The 19,068-nt window shown below is 46.5% G+C and carries 15 protein-coding genes and 1 pseudogene; 11 read left to right on the top strand and 5 right to left on the bottom strand.

Going from position 1 to position 19,068, the window contains the following annotated elements:
• Window positions 1–137: 137 nt before the first annotated feature.
• Window positions 138–1,274, bottom strand: a complete 1,137-nt coding sequence (gene argE / locus FIV04_RS13725) for an acetylornithine deacetylase (RefSeq protein ID WP_152469391.1) — start codon at window positions 1,272–1,274, stop codon at window positions 138–140.
• 153 nt (window positions 1,275–1,427) lie between these two features.
• Here argE and argC point away from each other — a divergent pair, with 153 nt between their 5' ends.
• The 4 genes from argC to argH all read left to right on the top strand — a co-directional run bounded on the left by argC (window position 1,428) and on the right by argH (window position 6,768).
• Window positions 1,428–2,432 carry an N-acetyl-gamma-glutamyl-phosphate reductase gene (gene argC / locus FIV04_RS13720; protein WP_152469390.1) on the top strand — a complete coding sequence of 335 codons (1,005 nt, stop codon included), beginning with the start codon at window positions 1,428–1,430 and terminating at the stop codon, window positions 2,430–2,432.
• A gap of 11 nt (window positions 2,433–2,443) precedes the next feature.
• Window positions 2,444–3,232 (top strand): acetylglutamate kinase, encoded by a 789-nt coding sequence (gene argB, locus FIV04_RS13715; protein WP_032549987.1) that lies wholly within the window; start codon window positions 2,444–2,446, stop codon window positions 3,230–3,232.
• Window positions 3,233–3,356: 124 nt separating this feature from the next.
• Window positions 3,357–4,568 carry an argininosuccinate synthase gene (locus FIV04_RS13710; protein ID WP_032549988.1) on the top strand — a complete coding sequence of 404 codons (1,212 nt, stop codon included), beginning with the start codon at window positions 3,357–3,359 and terminating at the stop codon, window positions 4,566–4,568.
• 325 nt (window positions 4,569–4,893) lie between these two features.
• Window positions 4,894–6,768, top strand: coding sequence for an argininosuccinate lyase (gene argH, locus FIV04_RS13705; RefSeq protein WP_032549990.1), 1,875 nt, complete (start codon window positions 4,894–4,896; stop codon window positions 6,766–6,768).
• Between the two features lie 216 nt (window positions 6,769–6,984).
• On the opposite strand, the gene FIV04_RS13700 is transcribed toward argH, so the two are convergent.
• Window positions 6,985–7,248 carry a DUF3624 domain-containing protein gene (locus FIV04_RS13700; protein ID WP_084181824.1) on the bottom strand — a complete coding sequence of 88 codons (264 nt, stop codon included), beginning with the start codon at window positions 7,246–7,248 and terminating at the stop codon, window positions 6,985–6,987.
• An 87-nt stretch (window positions 7,249–7,335) separates the two neighbouring features.
• On the opposite strand from FIV04_RS13700, the gene FIV04_RS13695 reads away from it, so the two are divergent.
• Window positions 7,336–7,698, top strand: a complete 363-nt coding sequence (locus FIV04_RS13695; RefSeq protein WP_152469389.1) for a RidA family protein — start codon at window positions 7,336–7,338, stop codon at window positions 7,696–7,698.
• A 565-nt stretch (window positions 7,699–8,263) separates the two neighbouring features.
• On the opposite strand, the gene FIV04_RS13690 is transcribed toward FIV04_RS13695, so the two are convergent.
• Together FIV04_RS13690 and FIV04_RS13685 are read right to left on the bottom strand one after the other, a co-directional pair.
• Window positions 8,264–9,730, bottom strand: coding sequence for a dihydrolipoyl dehydrogenase (locus FIV04_RS13690; protein WP_152469388.1), 1,467 nt, complete (start codon window positions 9,728–9,730; stop codon window positions 8,264–8,266).
• Between the two features lie 200 nt (window positions 9,731–9,930).
• Window positions 9,931–10,659: a glutathione peroxidase gene (locus FIV04_RS13685; RefSeq protein WP_032549993.1), complete on the bottom strand. Its 729-nt coding sequence runs from the start codon at window positions 10,657–10,659 to the stop codon at window positions 9,931–9,933.
• Window positions 10,660–10,864: 205 nt separating this feature from the next.
• Between FIV04_RS13685 and oxyR the strand changes: the two genes are divergently transcribed.
• The gene (gene oxyR / locus FIV04_RS13680; RefSeq protein ID WP_152469387.1) at window positions 10,865–11,752 is read left to right on the top strand and encodes a DNA-binding transcriptional regulator OxyR; all 888 of its coding nucleotides are present in this window, start codon (window positions 10,865–10,867) and stop codon (window positions 11,750–11,752) included.
• An 84-nt stretch (window positions 11,753–11,836) separates the two neighbouring features.
• On the opposite strand, the gene FIV04_RS13675 is transcribed toward oxyR, so the two are convergent.
• On the bottom strand, window positions 11,837–14,395 hold the full coding sequence (locus FIV04_RS13675; RefSeq protein ID WP_172974250.1) for a penicillin-binding protein 1A: 2,559 nt from the start codon (window positions 14,393–14,395) through the stop codon (window positions 11,837–11,839).
• 147 nt (window positions 14,396–14,542) lie between these two features.
• Between FIV04_RS13675 and pilM the strand changes: the two genes are divergently transcribed.
• The 5 genes and pseudogenes from pilM to FIV04_RS13650 form a co-directional block, all read left to right on the top strand.
• Window positions 14,543–15,568, top strand: a complete 1,026-nt coding sequence (gene pilM, locus FIV04_RS13670) for a type IV pilus assembly protein PilM (protein ID WP_152469386.1) — start codon at window positions 14,543–14,545, stop codon at window positions 15,566–15,568.
• A complete protein-coding gene (locus FIV04_RS13665; RefSeq protein ID WP_152469385.1) occupies window positions 15,552–16,151 on the top strand; it encodes a PilN domain-containing protein in 600 nt (199 codons plus the stop codon). The genes pilM and FIV04_RS13665 overlap by 17 nt, the downstream gene beginning before the upstream one ends.
• Complete coding sequence (locus FIV04_RS13660; RefSeq protein WP_152469384.1) at window positions 16,144–16,737, top strand: type 4a pilus biogenesis protein PilO; 594 nt, start codon at window positions 16,144–16,146, stop codon at window positions 16,735–16,737. The genes FIV04_RS13665 and FIV04_RS13660 overlap by 8 nt, the downstream gene beginning before the upstream one ends.
• Window positions 16,724–17,242: a pilus assembly protein PilP gene (locus FIV04_RS13655; RefSeq protein WP_152469383.1), complete on the top strand. Its 519-nt coding sequence runs from the start codon at window positions 16,724–16,726 to the stop codon at window positions 17,240–17,242. Before FIV04_RS13660 ends, FIV04_RS13655 begins: the two co-directional genes overlap by 14 nt.
• A gap of 119 nt (window positions 17,243–17,361) precedes the next feature.
• A pseudogene (locus FIV04_RS13650) lies at window positions 17,362–18,999 on the top strand (type IV pilus secretin PilQ); the annotation flags it as partial.
• Between the last annotated feature and the right edge of the window lie 69 nt (window positions 19,000–19,068).

Below are 19,068 nucleotides of genomic sequence, written 5' to 3'. Positions count from 1 at the left end.
TAAATTTTCTTTTCTGAGAGAACGAAGGTGAAATTTAATTACAAATTCACGATGATGATATCAAAACAGCACAAAAGCGACCTTTCGAGGTCGCTTTTGTTCGATACTGCGAGCGATATTGAGTTATCGCGCAATAGCTAGAAACAATATTTATAGATCGACTTACTCAAAATATTGATGGTTGGATCGATGAAATCAAAGCTCAAGAATTCATCTGGCTGGTGCGCTTGGTCAATAGAACCCGGCCCTAGCACCAGTGTTGGACATAGCTGTTGTAAGAAAGGCGCTTCAGTACAGTAGTTCACGGTTTGTGACTCGGTTTCACATACCGACTCCATGCCACCAATAAATGGATGATCATGCTGACACTCATAACCCGGAATCGGCTCGTGTAGCGGAGTGATCTCAATTCTTCCCGGCCACTTAGCCTCTACTTCTTTAAGCGCATTGCGCAGCATGTTGTCTAAACCATCCAAACTAATGCCCGGAAGAGGACGCACATCGTAGTGCAGTTCACAACAGCCACAAATGCGGTTGGCGCTGTCGCCACCGTGGATGTGACCAAGATTGAGTGTCGGGCTAGGAATCGCGAATCCTGGGTGGTGATACTCTTTGATGAGTTTGTCGCGCAGCTGCATCAGAGCAAACAACACTTCATGCATGATTTCAATGGCGTTCACGCCGAGCGCTGGGTCAGAAGAGTGGCCAGATTTACCCGTTACTCGCACTGCATTCGCGACATGGCCTTTATGACCACGAATCGGCACTAGGCTAGTCGGTTCACCAATGATGCAGTAATCCGGTTTAAAAGGAGCATTGTCAGTGAAATGACGAGCACCGAGCATAGTGGTCTCTTCGTCACAAGTCGCCAGTACATAGAGAGGCTTGGTTTGCTTACTCCAGTCAATCTTCTTTACCGCCTCATAAATAAACGCGAAGAAGCCTTTCATATCTGCTGTGCCCAATCCGTAGAAGCGATTGTTGTGTTCTGTCAGTGAATGAGGGTTGAAATTCCAACGCCCTTCATCAAACGGAACCGTGTCGCTGTGACCCGCAAGTAGTAAGCCACCTTCGCCAGAGCCCATCTTTGCCACCATATTATGCTTGCCGGGCTTGACCTCCACGACTTCAACACTAAAGCCTAAGTCTTTAAACCATTGAGCCATCTTCTCGATGACCTTCTCGTTACCGTGATCCCAACTTGGATCGGTTGAGCTGATCGAATCGGTGGAAATTAGGCCCTGGTAGACCTCAAGAAAACTGGGTAATTGCATAATATCTTCACTTCTACTATTGACAGAAAAACCATAAGGCGGTAAAACACATATTAAATCATATTTAGTGAATAAAAAATCAAATAAAACCAAAAATTAAGTATGATTAGTCAAATTTGAACTGTAACTTACCTCAAGAATGGATGTGTGAGAATGTTGAAAACCACGATCATTGGCGCAAGCGGCTACACAGGAGCAGAACTGGCTCTGATGGTAAACAGACACCCTGAGTTAACGCTATCAGGTTTGTTTGTCTCCGCCAACAGTGTAGATGCGGGTAAACCGATTTCTAGCCTGCACGGAAAATTGGCAGGTCTAATCGATATGCCAGTCGAGCCATTAGTCGACCCAGTTAGTGTAGCTAAAGAGGCGGATGTGGTTTTCCTAGCGACGGCACACGAGGTTAGTCATGACCTTGCGCCGATTTTTCTAGAGAACGGTTGCCAAGTTTTCGACTTATCAGGCGCGTTCAGAGTTAAGGGTGAAAACTTCTATCAAGATTTTTACGGCTTTGAGCATCAGCATGAGCAGTGGCTAGATAGCGCTGCCTATGGACTGGCTGAGTGGAATGAAGCTGAAATTAAAGAAGCACAATTGGTTGCTGTCGCAGGTTGTTACCCAACAGCTTCTCAACTGGCAATTAATCCTTTGGTAGAAAGCAAGCTGCTAGATGAGAACCAATGGCCTGTGATTAACGCAACCAGTGGTGTAAGTGGCGCAGGTCGCAAGGCAAGCATGGTCAATAGCTTCTGTGAAGTGAGCTTGCAGCCTTACGGTGTATTCAATCACCGTCACCAACCTGAAATTGCAGCGCACTTGGGTTGCGATGTTATTTTTACGCCGCACCTAGGAAACTTTAAGCGTGGCATTTTAGCGACCATCACCATGAAGTTGGCAGATGGCGTGACTGAAGAGCAAGTACAACAGGCGTTTGCTACTGCTTACCAAGATAAGCCGGCAGTGAGATTGCTCGAAGAGACACTGCCAAGAATTCAAGACGTTGAGCATACTCCTTTCTGTGATTTGGGATGGAAGGTTCAGGGTCAACACATCATCGTTGTTTCAGCGATTGATAACTTATTGAAGGGTGCATCTAGCCAAGCGATGCAGTGTTTAAATTTACGGTATGGCTTTGCGCCATTAACTGCGCTAGTGTAAGGAATTCTCTAATGAGCCAAAATAATCAACCATTAATCATAAAGTTAGGTGGCGCTGCACTGTCTTGTAGCGAAACGTTGAGCAAGCTTTTCGGGGCAATTTCACAGTACAAACAGCAAGCGCAGCGACCTATCGTCATCGTTCATGGCGGTGGCTACCTAGTTGATGAGCTGATGGGCAAGCTCAATCTAGAGACCGTAAAAAAGCAGGGCCTACGTGTGACGCCTTATGATCAGATTCCTGTGATTGCTGGCGCACTAGCAGGAACAGCAAATAAGCTTCTTCAAGGCCAAGCGATCAAAGATGGTCTTAATGCTGTAGGTCTAAGCCTTGCTGATGGCGGCCTATGTCAGGTAAGCGAGTTAGATCCTGAATTGGGTGCAGTAGGTAAAGCAGCGCCGGGTAATTCTCAGGTTCTGCAAGCCATCCTTGATACGGGCGCACTGCCAATTATCAGCTCGATCGGCTTGACCGACCAAGGTCAACTGATGAACGTCAATGCTGACCAAGCAGCGGTAGCTGTCGCGGGGGCATTGGATGCAGAGCTGGTACTGTTATCAGATGTGAGCGGCGTTCTTGATGGAAAAGGTCACCTTATTCCGAGCCTAAGCCAACAACAAGCGGATGAGCTGATTGAAGGCAAAGTCATCACCGACGGCATGATCGTTAAAGTACAAGCGGCACTTGAAGCAGCCAATGACCTTGGCCGTCCAATTGAAGTCGCGACCTGGCGCTACCCAGACAAGCTAGCACAACTATTTTCAGGTGAGAGCATCGGTACTCAGTTTTTACCTCAGTAACATGTTTTTATCTCAGTAGCTTCTGAACTCAGAAAGTGAAGTTAAAGAATTAATTAAGTCGAATGGATAAACCCCGAGGAGCTGACCGCCAAAGTGCAGGCCCGGGAACTTAGGAGAAACTCAAATGAGCAAGGTTAAAGTTAATAAAGTTGTTGTAGCCTATTCTGGCGGTCTAGATACTTCGGTAATCATTCCGTGGTTAAAAGAGAACTACGACTGTGAGGTTGTGGCGTTCGTGGCCGATGTTGGTCAAGGCGCAGAAGAGCTAGAAGGCATTGAAGAGAAAGCGAAAGCGTCTGGTGCGTCTGAGTGCTACATCGCAGACCTAAAAGAAGAGATGGTTGCAGACTACATCTTCCCAACGCTAAAAACCGGTGCTTACTACGAAGGTAAATACCTTCTAGGTACGTCGATGGCTCGTCCAATCATTGCTAAAGCGCAGGTTGAAGTTGCACGTAAAGTGGGTGCAGACGCACTATGTCACGGCTGTACGGGTAAAGGTAACGACCAAGTTCGTTTCGAAGGCGCATTTGCTGCACTAGCACCAGATCTACACGTAATTGCACCATGGCGTGAGTGGGATCTTGTGAGCCGTGAAGAGTGTCTAGATTACCTAGCAGAACGTAACATCCCTTGTACTGCTTCTCTAACTAAGATCTACTCACGTGACGCGAACGCATGGCACATCTCTACAGAGGGTGGCGTACTAGAAGATACATGGAATGCACCAAACGAAGATTGCTGGGCGTGGACAGTAGATCCAGAGCAAGCACCAAACGAATCTGAAACAGTAACATTGAAAGTTGAAAAGGGTGAAGTGGTTGCAGTAGACGGCGAAGCAATGACGCCATACAACGCACTGGTTTACCTAAATGAAAAAGGCGCGAAGCACGGTGTTGGTCGTATCGATATCGTAGAAAACCGTCTTGTAGGTATGAAGTCTCGTGGTTGTTACGAAACTCCAGGGGGCACGATCATCATGGAAGCGCTGCGTGCGGTTGAGCAACTTGTGCTAGACAAAGCAGCATTCGAATTCCGTGAAGAGCTAGGTGTTAAGGCTTCTCACCTTGTATACGATGGTCGTTGGTTCACTCCGCTATGTAAGTCAATCCTAGCGGCAACAGAAGAGCTAGCACAAGACGTGAATGGCGAAGTGGTTGTTAAGCTATACAAAGGCCACGCAACGGTGACTCAGAAGCGTTCTGACAACAGCCTATACTCAGAAGAGTTCGCAACCTTTGGTGAAGATGAAGTTTACGACCAAAGCCATGCAGAAGGCTTCATCCGCCTTTACTCTCTATCAAGCCGTATCCGTGCTCTAAACAGCCAAAAGTAACAAATACAGTTACTTAAGATACTAGAAATTGTTCAAAGCCCACTCGCTATTGGTTTAGCGAGTGGGCTTTTTGTTGGGTGGTTGAGCATCGGCTTTTACGTTTGGATGGCATATAATCGGCCCATTATGGCTATTAGTCGCATCAGTATGGTGATGAAAAATCGTTTTTATCAGTCAATGGTGAATAAATATGTAAAAATAATGAATTTATACTTTATTTTTGATCTGATTTGCCGTAAGTTTAAACCATTAGAAAAAGACTGAATTTCTATCAGACTTATTATTTGCAAAACACAGTGAGCACTGGGCAATTAGGAGATACGCAATGGCATTATGGGGCGGGAGATTTACCCAAGCAGCAGATACACGGTTTAAAGATTTTAACGATTCACTTCGTTTTGACTACCGCTTGGCTGAGCAAGACATTGTGGGCTCTATTGCCTGGTCAAAAGCTCTACTGTCAGTCAACGTTCTAACTGCAGAAGAGCAGCAAAAGCTTGAGCTTGCGCTGAATGAGCTGAAGTTAGAGGTGATGGAAGATCCTGAGCAAATCCTACGTTCAGACGCAGAAGATATTCACAGTTGGGTTGAACAACAGCTGATCGGTAAGGTTGGTGACCTTGGTAAGAAGCTACACACTGGCCGTTCTCGTAACGACCAAGTGGCGACAGACCTGAAACTTTGGTGTCGTCAGCAAGGCCAACAACTGTTGATTGCGCTGGATCGCCTTCAAAGCCAAATGGTGAATGTGGCGGCGCAGCATCAAGGAACCGTGCTACCGGGGTATACCCACCTTCAACGCGCACAGCCTGTCACCTTCGCTCACTGGTGTCTGGCATATGTTGAGATGTTCGAACGTGATTACTCGCGTTTGAATGATGCAATTAAGCGTCTTGATACTTGTCCTCTGGGTTCTGGTGCTCTTGCGGGTACAGCATACCCAATGGACCGTGAAGCGCTGGCGCATAACTTAGGTTTCCGTCGTGCAACGCGTAATTCTCTAGATTCAGTATCTGACCGTGACCATGTGATGGAGCTGATGTCGATTGCTTCTATCTCTATGCTTCACCTGTCACGTCTTGCTGAAGATATGATTTTCTACAACTCTGGTGAATCAAACTTCATTGAGTTAGCAGATACAGTGACATCTGGTTCGTCTCTGATGCCACAAAAGAAAAACCCAGATGCACTAGAGCTTATCCGTGGTAAAACCGGCCGTGTATACGGTTCACTTGCTGGCATGATGATGACAGTGAAAGCTCTACCTTTGGCTTACAACAAAGACATGCAGGAAGATAAAGAGGGTCTATTTGATGCTCTAGATACTTGGAACGACTGTATGGAGATGGCGGCGCTGTGTTTCGACGGCATCAAAGTCAACGGCGAGCGTACACTAGAAGCAGCGAAGCAAGGTTACGCAAACTCAACAGAGCTGGCTGATTACCTAGTAGCGAAAGGCATTCCTTTCCGTGAAGCACACCATATCGTGGGTGTAACAGTTGTCGCGGCGATAGCTAAAGGCTGTGCTCTGGAAGAGCTGTCTATCGCAGAGATGAAAGAATTCTCTGAGGTGATTGAAGAGGATGTGTATGACATCCTGACCATTGAATCGTGCCTTGAGAAGCGTAGTGCTCTGGGCGGTGTATCACCAAAACAGGTGGCTTTCGCTGTCGACCAAGCCGAGAAACGTCTCGCGCAGCGTGATACCTCGATTGTTAAGGTGCGTCCTGCACGTTTGACCGATGTTGAAGCGCTGGAAGGTATGGTTGCTTACTGGGCGAATATGGGTGAGAACCTGCCACGCTCACGCAATGAACTCGTGCGCGATATTGGCTCATTTGCGGTAGCTGAGCATCATGGTGAAGTGACAGGTTGCGCATCGCTTTATGTTTATGACTCTGGTCTAGCGGAGATTCGCTCTCTGGGTGTCGAAGCGGGTTGGCAAGGTCAGGGACAAGGGTCCGCGATTGTTCAACATCTTGTAGAGAAAGCGCGCCAAATGGCAATCAAGAAAGTCTTTGTTCTGACACGAACTCCAGAGTTCTTTATGAAGCATGACTTCTTGCCAACATCGAAGTCGTTACTGCCTGAGAAAGTACTTAAAGATTGTGACCAGTGTCCTCGTCAGCATGCTTGTGATGAAGTTGCACTGGAAGTAAATCTAGTCGAACAAGTGATTGCTAAGACAAACGTTGCATAACGTGTTGATTTTAAAGTTCTTAGAAAAAAGATAAAAAAAGATCGTTTTTCTGGGAACAAATTAAGGGAAGCACGGTCTATTAAAGTACCACTGCTTTTTCTTAGAATTTTCTAAGAAAGCCCTGAAACCGATTGGCTTCAGGGCTTTTTTTATGCCTGCGACTTGCCCAGTGCTATTTTCTGATTATTGATTTATTGAGACTAGTACCAGCCTTGTTTATCTTGTCGATGATCTTTTTCGCTTGCTTCTTCTTGGCAAGATCAACCACTTCATGATCCAATGGATCATTAGCAAACCACTAAAGGCGCTGGCGGCCATCAAAAGGGCGATAGCATTAATGCTCTTGGGTTGGTCTGAGAAAAACAGCCACCAAGTTCCCCAACTGAGAATCGACAGTATTGTTAGCTGGTTCATGCAACGTTGACATCGTCCGAGCTTATCGCGGATTTTTTCGCTTTTATTGCAATGCTTACATGTCATCTTGGGTTGAATTCGCGTTATCCTAATGGTCTTTGATAATAACACGTCACCCTATGGTTAATCACGGTGACACCGAGAGAGAAAGTGATGATTGAACGTCAAGAAACCAAACAACGTATGAGCCGTATCGTAAAGCACAACGGTACGATTTACCTATGTGGTCAAGTGTGTGTAGACGCAACTCAAGGTATTAAAGAGCAAACTCAAACTATGTTAGACAAGGTTGAGACTCTGCTTGAGCAAGCGGGCAGTGACAAAGAGCACATGCTGTCAGCAACGATCTACCTAAAAACAATGGACGACTTCCAAGAGATGAACGCAGTATGGGACGCATGGGTTCCAGAAGGTCACGCACCAGCTCGTGCTTGTGTAACGGCTGATATGGCTCGTGAAGCGCTATTGGTTGAGATCTCTGTGATTGCTGCAGAGAAGAACAGCAGCTGCTGTTAATCTTTCGAATTACATAAGAGATTCCAGACATCTCGTTCCTCGATTCTGGAATGACGGGTTAAAGCTTGATGAGCTGTTCTTATAGGTCTTCGGGTTTGCTATGTAATAAAAGCAACGTCATTCCCGATAGCGACGAAGGAGCGTGGTCGGGAATCTCTGGTTATGTGCGATAAGAGGTTCCAGATACCTCGTCCCTCAGTTCTGGAATTATGAATTAAAGTTTGATTCGCTGATGCGTTGTTCTTATAGGTCTTCGGGTTTGCTATGTAATAAAAGCAACGTCATTCCCGATAGTGACGAAGGAGCGTGGTCGGGAATCTCTGTTTATGTGTGACGAGAGATTCCAGACATCTCGTTCCTCGATTCTGGAATGACGAATTAAAGCTTAATTCGCTGATACTTTATTTTGATTGGGCTTTGTCTTGGCTGTGCTTTAAAAGCACTGTCATTCCCGAAAGCGACGAAGGAGCGTAATCGGGAATCTGTTATTTACTCGCTGCCAACAAACAAAAAGGAAAGCCAGTGGCTTTCCTTTTTCGTCTTCATCATGGACGTGATGGAGAACTTAACAGCCAGGACCACAGTCTAGACAGTGTTTCACCATCTCTGGGCCTAAGTGCAGTTTCGCATTCAGATCACGCAGTGCAGTTCGAACGCCTTCTTCAATCACTGGGTGGTAGAACGGCATGTCCAACATTTCAGACACAGTCATTTTGTTCTGGTGTGCCCATGCTAACAAGTGCGCCAAGTGTTCTGCGTTTGGCCCCATCATCTCAGCACCAAGAAACCTACCTGTACCTTGCTCGCCGTAGACGTGCAGAATACCTTTGTTGCGTAGCATCACTCGTGATCGGCCTTGGTTCTCGAAAGAGACTTCACCGGTTGCGAAACAGCCACATGTGCCTAAACGCGTGGTGATCTCTTTGTAGGTTTCGCCAACCATCGCGATTTGCGGGTCAGAGAATACGGCTGAGATTTTAGAGCGGCGTAGCCCTGCTCGAATCTCTGGGAAACGACCTGCATTGTCACCCGCAATGCGTGCTTGGTCTGCCGCTTCATGTAGCAGAGGCAATTGGTTACTTGCATCACCCGCAATAAATATCGATGGTAGCGATGTTTGAAGCGTGTAATGGTCTGCAACTGGCACACCACGTTCATCAAGCTCAAGAGAGGTGTTCTCTAGACCAAGCTTGTCCGTATTTGGACGACGACCTGTTGCTGCTAGCACGTACTCAACGATGTTGGTTTCTAGTTCACCTTGTTTATTGATGAATTGGATTTCGACACGTGGCTCACCAGATTCAGTGGTAATACGCTTCATACTTTCGATTTTTACGTCAGCATCTAGGTAGAACTCTTCGTTGAAGGCTTTATCGGCGTAAGCCATGATCTCTGGGTCGGTTACTGGGCCAACTTGACCACCTAACCCGAACAGTTTGGTTTTCACACCTAGACGATGTAGCGACTGACCAAGTTCTAGACCAATTACACCAGGGCCAAATACGGCAACTGATTCTGGTAAATCATCCCAGCTGAATACGTCGTCGTTAATGATTAGGCGGTCGCCTAGTTCATTCCAAACGGCAGGGTATGCAGGGCGAGAGCCAGTTGCGATCACAATGCGTTTCGCGTTTACGATCGTGTGTTCATCCACTTGAAGCGTGTTGTCGTCTAGGAACTTGGCATAGCCAACGATCTTGTCTTGCTCTGGGATTTCATCCACGCCTTCTAAAACAAAACCAACAAAACGGTCACGTTCGCGTTTAACTCGGTCCATCACTTCACGGCCATTGATGGCGATTTCACCTTGCGGATGGACACCAAATGCCGGTGCTATTTCGATTTGGTGAACACTTTCCGCTGCTGCAATCAGCAACTTAGAAGGCATACACCCAACTCGAGCACAAGTGGTGCCGTATGGGCCACCCTCAATCATCACTACACTGTCAGTGTGTGCTTTTGCAGCACGGTACGAACCTAGACCAGCTGTACCGCCCCCGATAACTGCGACATCTACATTGACTTGTTTCATAATAATTTCCCGCAATGGTTAAATTAAACGTAAACGAATCCCTCCAACTCTGATGATGTATTAAGAGTCAGGATGGTGACGTTTTGTGGTTTGTTTTATTAGGTTTAGCTTGTGACTGTGGATAATGCGAGCCATAAGCTTGATTCAACCCGATAGGATTAGCCAACCCACAAGCTAGTGGGTTAGCCATTTGGCAGTGATTAGCCTAGGAAAGCTTCTAGCTCTTCGCTACCACCGATGTGTTTACCACCGATGAAGACTTGAGGAACCGTAGAGCGACCAGAGATAGCACGTAGGCTTACTGTTGTTGCATCTTTACCTAGAACCACTTCTTCGTAGTTTAGGCCTTTGTCGATAAGGTTCTGTTTTGCTTTCATGCAGAACGGGCAACCTGGTTTAGTGAATACAGTGATGGACTCTTGCTCTTTGTGCTCAGGTGCAATGTAGTTAAGCATAGTGTCAGCATCAGAAACCTTGAACGGGTCGCCTGGTACGTCTTCTTCGATGAACATTTTCTCTACCACGCCGTTTTTAACCAGCATGCTGTAGCGCCATGAACGTTTGCCAAAGCCAATATCGTTCTTCTCAACTAGCATGCCCATGCCGTCTGTGAAGTCACCGTTACCGTCTGGAATGAAGGTGATGTTTTCAGCTTCTTGATCTGCTTTCCAAGCGTTCATTACGAATGTGTCATTCACTGATACACACAGAATGTCATCAACACCATTTTCTTTAAATACCGAGTAAAGCTCGTTGTAACGCGGTAGGTGGCTTGAAGAACAAGTTGGTGTGAACGCACCCGGTAAGCTAAATACGATAACCGTCTTGTCTTTGAATAGCTCTTCTGTTGTAACGTTTACCCAAGCATCACCTTGGCGAGTCGGGAATGTTACTTGAGGAATTGATTGACCTTCTTTAGATGCAAACATAATGGTTTCCTTAGAGATTACTTTTAATTTGGTTCGTATAGAGCTTAGCGTTTTTCTGCGCTCTGTTTCGTTTTGTTGAGCCCATTATTAGATAAATCCTTTGATAGCTCTAATCGTTTGATGTTATGGTTTTGATAGGTATTTTCTATTAAGGGCTTTCTTTTACAGGAAGTGCGTTCTTTACACCTTAGGTAAGAGACCAATCATGAACATTCGTGACTTTGAATACTTGGTGGCTTTAGCCGAGCATAAACATTTTCGAAAAGCCGCAGAGGCGTGCTTTGTTAGTCAGCCTACTTTAAGCGGTCAGATCCGTAAGCTTGAAGAAGAGATTGGATTACAACTGACTGAACGCAGCCCAAGGAAGGTGATTTTTACTGAGTCTGGTTTGCAGCTGGTGGAGCAGGCGAAGCGTATCTTGAATGAGGTGAAGACCTTTAAAGATATGGCGAGTGGTCATGGCGATGCGATGACAGGGCCTATGCATATCGGCTTCATTCCGACAGTGGGTCCATACATATTGCCGAAGATTGTTCCTCACCTAAAAGAGCAGTTCCCAGATCTTGAGCTGTTTCTTCACGAAGCACAAACACACCAACTCGTGAGTCAGCTAGAGGATGGCAAGCTCGATTGTCTGGTGTTAGCTGCGGTAGATGAGACAGCTGTTTTTAAAGAGATCGATGTTTACGATGAGCCATTAAGTGTTGCGGTTCCATGTGACCATGAATGGGCGGAACAAGATAGCGTCGATATGCTCCAGCTCAATGGTAAAACCGTACTCGCACTGGGTGATGGCCACTGTCTGCGCGACCAAGCATTGGGTTTCTGTTTCGCGGCAGGAGCAAGAGACGATGAGCGCTTTAAAGCGACCAGCCTAGAGACCCTGCGTAACATGGTTGCAGCGGGTGCGGGTATTACACTACTGCCAGAGCTTTCTCTGCCAGCTGAGAAGAAGAAGGATGGGGTATGTTACGTACCCGCGGTTAATCCAACGCCTTCTCGCCGTATTGTTGTGGCATACCGACCGGGTTCACCACTGCGTGGTCGATTCGAACAGCTTGCAGAAGAGATTCGCACACAACTAGAAAAATAACGTCTGAGAGCTTAAAGCTATAGATAAAAAGAGGGCTGATACTTATTAGGTATCAGCCCTCTTTAATTGCTGCTTAGTGTTGGATTAGAACAGCTCTTCTTCCGCTTCACCCGGTGATGAGTAAATATCATCACCAAAGCGTTCGCTGATGTACTCAGTAGGCTCAGTGCCTTTTACGAAGTACTCAAACATCGAAGAACCATCGGACTTGTTGGTCAGGAGACCGGTATCTCTATCGATACGCACACGCACAATATCTTCTGGGATATCTTTGCGCTGTGCTGGCACATCTTTCAGAGCTAAGCCCATAAAGTCGACCCAAGCTGGTTGAGCGGTTTTAGCGCCTGCTTCTGCACCCGTGATTTGGTTCTTACCTAGGTTGCTGTTGTTCTTAGTGCGACCTAAGTTACGGTTATGGTTATCAAAACCAACCCATACTGTCGCGACAATGCCAGGGCCGTAACCACTGTACCATGTATCTTTTGAGTCGTTGGTAGTACCGGTTTTTCCACCGATGTCTCGACGTTTTAGTGGTTGTGCACGCCAGCCTGTACCGTTCCAACCCGTACCTTCACGCCAGTTACCACCACCCCAGATGTTGCTGTACAGCATCTCACGAACTAGGAATGCATTCTGTTCAGAGATAACTTGCGGTGCATATTGGGTTTCTGCATCCACGTCTTGCTCTGCGAACTCGTCAGCAATTGGATCCGTTTCTAGAGTCGTTTCGCAATCTTGGTGACAAACCACTTTTGGTGATGCTTCAAACTCTACCTCACCAAATGGGCTTTCAACGCGGCTGATGTAGAAAGGTTCAACATAGTAACCGCCATTAGCAAATACCGAGTAGCCCTGTGCAACCTTCATAGGCGTTAAGCTGCCAGCACCGAGTGCAATGGTTTCAGAGCGAGGCACTTCATCAATATCAAAACCAAAGCGAGTCAGGTAGTTACGTGTATCATCTAAGCCCACTTCACGCAGTACACGTACCGCCATTACGTTCTTCGATTGCGCTAAGCCGATACGAAGACGAGTTGGACCCACATACGTTGGTGGAGAGTTCTTTGGACGCCACGCAGTACCTTGGCTCTTATCCCACTGGTTAATCGGCGCGTCATTAATCAGCGACGCTAGCGTTAAGCCTTTATCGATAGCCGCTGAGTAGATGAAAGGTTTGATACCTGAGCCCACTTGACGGATTGATTGAGTCGCGCGGTTAAACTTGTTGTGAACAAAGTTAAAGCCACCCACCATAGATAGCACAGCACCATTGTCTGGGTTCATCGCAACAAACGCGGTGTTTGCGTTTGGCACTTGGCTTAGACGCCAGTTAGTTGGTGCCGCATTAGCGATTTCAGTGGCTTCTTCACTCTCTTCGGTTGTCGCTTCTTTACCTGAGATCGCTTCGCTGCGTACCCAGATCTGCTCACCGACAGCTAAGATCTCTTTTGCGTTTGATGGGGCAGGGCCTTGGCGGTCGTCAGTTAGGAACTTACGAGCCCAGTTCATGCCTTGCCACTCAATCACGCCTTCGCCTTGGTTTTTAACCCAAACGTGAGCGCTTTGAGCATCTACTTTGGTTACGACTGCAGGCGTTAGATCACCATAGGTTGGTTGTGATCTTAGGTGTTTAACAATTTGTTCCTGTTCCCAAGCCGCTTGTTCGGTTTGCCATAGTACTTTTTCTGCACCACGATAGCCGTGTCGCTCATCGTAGTTCAGAAGGTTCGTAATAGCGGCGCGGTTCGCTGCATCTTGCAGAGTTGAATCAACCGTAGTGTAGACCTTCATACCTGATGTATAAGCGTCTTCACCGTAGCGCTCTACCATCCAAGCACGAGCTACTTCTGCGACATAAGGTGCGCTCAATTCGATCTCTGCACCGTGGTATTTTGATACTAACTCTTCAGCACGCGCTTCATCATACTCTTCCTGAGTAATGTACTTCTCATCCAGCATTCGACCTAAAACTACATTACGGCGATTGGTCGCACGCTCTAGTGAGTAGATAGGGTTCATCGTCGATGGTGCTTTTGGCATACCAGCCAGCGTTGCGATTTCACTTAGAGTTAGATCCGGAAGATCTTTACCAAAGTAAACACGTGCAGCAGCACCGAAACCATAAGAGCGGTGACCCAAGAAAATCTTGTTCACGTACAGCTCCATGATCTCTTCTTTGCTGAGTAGCTGCTCAATGTGGATCGCAATGAAGATCTCTTTAATCTTACGCATGATCTTTTTCTCATTCGATAAGAAGAAGTTACGCGCAAGCTGTTGGGTAATGGTACTCGCCCCTTGCTTTGCTGAGCCTGACATAGCAACAACAATCGCAGCACGAGTAATACCAATCGGGTCGATACCAGGGTGGTCGTAGAAGCGGCTATCTTCGGTAGCGATGAGTGCTTCAACTAGGTGACGAGGAATCTCGTCGTAGCTGACAGGGTTGCGTCGCTTTTCACCAAATTGAGAGATCAATTTGCCGTCTTGACTGAAGACCTGCATTGGCGTTTGAAGCTCAACATCGCGTAGCGTCGCGACATCTGGCAATTCTGGTTTTACGTAATAGTAAAAACCAAAAATTGTACTGACTCCAAGAATCATGCAAACCAATGTAAATATGAATAATCGCTTTATGAACTTCACCGGATAATCCCTGATTAGTTAAGGCTGATAAGCAGCAAACCCTTGTACTCTAGACTAAAAACTTAGCTTTCGTTTATTAACGCTTATTTAACCAATAATCACAACCCCTATATAAGCAACGAAATGCTTGGCATGTCAGGAGCTGGTATGGGTTCGTCATTAGTTACAGGTATAGATATCAACAATCACAGCATCAAAGCTGTGGTTTTAAAGCCCGTTGGAGAGTTATATGCCTTAGTGGGGTACAAAGAACTGTCTATTACGGACGACATTTTCACAGATAACCACACCTTGGAGTATCAGAAAACTGTAAAGAAACTCAAAGAACTTAGGAAAGGCTTACCATTTGGCTGCCGTCATGCCGCTATTTCAGTCCCAGATAATACCGTGATTAGCAAAGTATTGCAGATAGAAAGTGACCTAGAAGACCGAGAAAAAGAGTTCTCTATTTATCAAACTTTTGCTCACCAATCCCCTTTTCCTATTGAGGAGCTGAGCCTAGATTTCATTAAACTGGACGATAAGCTATTTGGAAATAGCTCAACCACCAGTTACCAAGTTTATGCAACGCGCAAAGAAGTGGTGGAGAGTCGCTCCCAAGCGCTGACGAAAGCTGGTTTTCGTCCGATCATGGTAGATACCCAAGCTCATGGATTACTTTACATTTGGCAGTTGGCAACTCGGCTTTATCCAGAGAAGCAGAGCTGGATAATGATCGATATAGGGGTCAATCAAATTTCGCTTGGCCTCATTCCGCAAAGCGGGATTCCATTTTTCAAAGATATTGCCTTTGGTACTCAAGCGCTTTATCAGGCGGGCTATATTGAGGAACACACGACTCCCTTTGCCTCTGCAGAGCAGACTCAAGCCTTTACCGTGAACTTGATCGAAAAGCTCAAACGCCAGTTTCAGCTCTACGCATCGGCCAACTCTCTTCAAGCACTGAAGGGAATCTGGTTGATGGGAGAGGGAGCGGAAACCCCGATGCTTGCAGAGCAGTTGGAACGCCATTTTCAGCTCGCGTGTGAAACGCTTAATCCATTAGCGCTCTTTGAGAATAAAGCCTCTAACAAACGTTATAAGAGCATGGACCGTCATGCCTTTGGTATTGCGGCTGGCATTGCAGTGAGTGGTGTGAAGTGGCAAGGAGTGAAGCATGTTGCATCAAATTAACCTCCTTCCTTGGCGCGATGAGCTAAGAGCACAGCACAAGAAACGCTTCATTCAATTGGTGATCTTAGGCTCTTTAGTTGCGCTTATGGGGCAGTGGGCTATCGGGCATTACTTCCAACAAGAGAAAGCACGTCAGCAAGCACGCCTTACCTATCTTGAGCAATATATTGGCCAGCTTGATGAACAGATTCGCTCTTTGAAAGTGGCGGAGCGTGAGCACAAAGCCATTTTAACTCGCCTAGATGTCGTTGAGTCACTTCAGTCTGGTCGCAATAAAACCACGTACTTTATGAATCTGATGCCCGAATTGATTCCTGAAGGGGTGTACGTCGATAAGATCAAGATGAATGGGCAAGAGATAGAGATGTCGGGTATCAGTGACAGCACAGCACGGCTCGCCACTATGCTCGATAACCTAGAACGTTCCGCCTCCCTCAGCAATGTTGAAATGCACTCAATTGTGCACAATCGCAAGCGCTTTAATAAAGAATTTCAAACCTTTAAGGTCTCATTTAGCTTTGTCTCGCCCTCTATAAAACAAACGCGAATACGAAGCAAAGCTCAAGAGGCGTCGCATGGTTAACTTTCAAAATCTCGATGTTGACGAAATCACCGAGTGGCCTCTGCTACCACAGATGTTGGTGATTGTTTTATTGATGCTGACTATTCAAGGTTTCGGCGCTTGGTTCTATGTGATGCCACTCAATGACGAACTAGAGCAAATGAAGCAGCAAGAGCAGACCTTAAAAAGCACCCTTAGGATCAAAGCCAATAAAGTGGCCACTCTGCCTGCGTTACAGAATCAACTTGATGAATTGACCAGTCGCTACGATTACCTACTTGAGCAGCTGCCTGTTCAAAAAGAGTTAGCGAGTATGTTGGCCTCTGTGAATGAGCTCGGTTTAGACAACAACCTCACTTTTACTCGTATTGACTGGGGGGCGAAAGAGAACAAGGCTTTTCTGTATCGACTGCCACTGAATATTGAGCTAACGGGTGACTACCATGAGATCGGGGATTTTTCTGCCGACATCGCCAAACTACCGCGCATTATCAGTTTTGATGATGTGACTTGGCAAAGAGTTAGCCAAGAGAGCAGTACTTTGCATTTCCGTGTTCGTGCATACACCTACCAATTCAAGGCAGAGGTCAAAGATGAGTCTCGTTAGATCGCTGCTGGTGCTGTTGATTGTTTCTACCGTCGTCGGGTGTAAGGCAAACCAAGACTCTCTAGAGGAGTTTGTTGTCCAGGTAGAGGCAAGAGCACGCAAAGATGTCGAGCAGCTAAGTCCTACTTCTGAGTTCATTGCCGCGCAATATCAGCAAAGGACGCATCGTCCACCATTTGAACTGCCCAAAGAGGCGCTGGTACTGACTCAGCCCAAAGCGAAAAAAGATTGTTGGCAGCCAACTCGACGCAGTCGTACGGGCAAGTTAGAAAAGTATCCGCTAGAGCAGTTGCGGCTCAAGGGAGTCATGGGCAGCGGCAGTCAAATCTCTGGTCTTGTTCAAACTCCCAAAGGAAACGTCGTTAAGGTCCAGAAAGGCCAATTCATCGGCTTGAACAGTGGGCGCATTACCAAAGTCACCAGTCAGTACGTATTGATTAATGAAACCCTTCCAGATGGTCTAGGTTGTTGGCATCGACGCAATGTCCGCTTAGCTCTCAAATAAACCAACCACATGCCGTGGATAGAGATGTAGATATGATTAAAGGATTAAGTCGGTTATTGAGCCGGATGCGCCAAGCTGTTTTCGTTGTGTTGCTATGTTGCGTCACGGTTGGGGTCAAAGCACAAACGCAACCCAATGAACTAAAGAGTATCGATTTTAGGGCTAATCAAGCTCGTGAAGCTGTGATTGTTATTCATTTGGCCACAAGTAGTACGGTCGTCGATGTGCAGAAAGCTCAAGAGGGGCTCAGTATTGAGCTACTTAATACTCAAGTCGCAGATGACAAACTTTACCTGTTAGATGTGAAGGACTTTTCAACCTTAGTGGAAGAGATTGAGGTGTTTAGAGAAACACCGAGTACCCGTTTATTCGCAAGCATCAATGCTGATTACGATTATGAGTATCAGATTAACGGGCGTGAAATCGAGGTGGTCATTAGTACTCCCACAATAGTTGAGGATGAACCGAAGAAGAGTATTCTCGACAGAGAGGGCAAGCTCATCTCGATTAACTTCCAAGATATCCCTGTGCGGAATGTGTTGCAGTTGATCGCTGACTATAACGATTTTAACTTGGTGGTGTCTGACTCTGTATCTGGCAACCTCACACTGCGCCTTGATGGTGTGCCATGGCAGCAAGTGCTGGACATTATTCTTCAGGTCAAAGGGCTCGATAAGCGAGTTGATGGCAATGTGATACTGGTAGCTCCAAGAGCCGAACTCGACCTGCGAGAGCAGCAAGTCCTGGAAAAGTCGAGACTAGAGCAAGAGCTAGGGGAGTTGAAGTCAGAGATCATTAAAATTAACTTTGCCAAAGCCACAGATATTGCCGATATGATTGGTGGTGATGGAACCGTTAGCATGCTCTCTGATAGAGGCAGCATTACCATTGATGAACGCACCAACTCGTTGTTGATTCGAGAGCTCGCTGAGAACATTTCGGTGATCCGAGAAATTATCGAGTCACTCGATATTCCAGTAAAACAGGTTCAGATTGAGGCGAGAATCGTTACCGTCACCGAAGGGAATCTAGATGAGCTTGGTGTGCGTTGGGGCGTTTCATCAACCAATGGCAGCTTTAAAGTCGGAGGCTCGATTGAAGGTAATTATCCGACAATCCAGCCCTATAATGGTGGCGATAGCGGTGATGATTCCAGCGCGCTCGATAACTATCTCAACGTTAACCTTGGCGCAACCTCCCCGAATGCATCGAGCATTGCTTTTCAAGTGGCCAAGCTAGGCTCGGACACCTTGCTTGATTTGGAATTATCGGCTCTTCAACAAGAGTCAAAAGCGGAGATCATCTCCAGTCCTCGTTTAATCACCACTAATAAGAAACCTGCCTATATTGAGCAGGGAACAGAAATCCCTTACTTAGAATCGTCTTCGAGTGGCGCGACATCGGTATCATTCAAGAAGGCGGTATTAAGCCTTAAGGTGACGCCACAGATAACCCCAGATAACCGCTTGGTGCTGGATCTTAGCGTGACTCAAGATAGACCTGGGCAAGTGGTGAAAACCGGTACGGGTGAAGCGGTGGCAATAGATACTCAGAGAATTGGTACACAGGTTTTGGTAAACAACGGAGAAACCGTAGTGTTGGGAGGGATTTTTCAACATAGTGTGAGTAATACCGTTGATAAGGTGCCAGTTCTTGGGGATTTACCGCTTTTAGGCGCATTATTTCGCCGAAGTTACGAAAATATAGAGAAAAGTGAGCTGTTGATCTTTGTTACACCTAAAGTTGTGATTCAGTAACGGACAATTAGATCAAAAATAAAGTTGCATTAGTGGCACCTAACCTTGATAATTTCGGGTCTTATCACG

The organism is Vibrio sp. THAF190c (assembly GCF_009363355.1).
Classification (GTDB): Bacteria; Pseudomonadota; Gammaproteobacteria; order Enterobacterales; family Vibrionaceae; genus Vibrio; species Vibrio fortis_A.
This window is presented reverse-complemented; position numbering and strand designations above follow the sequence as displayed.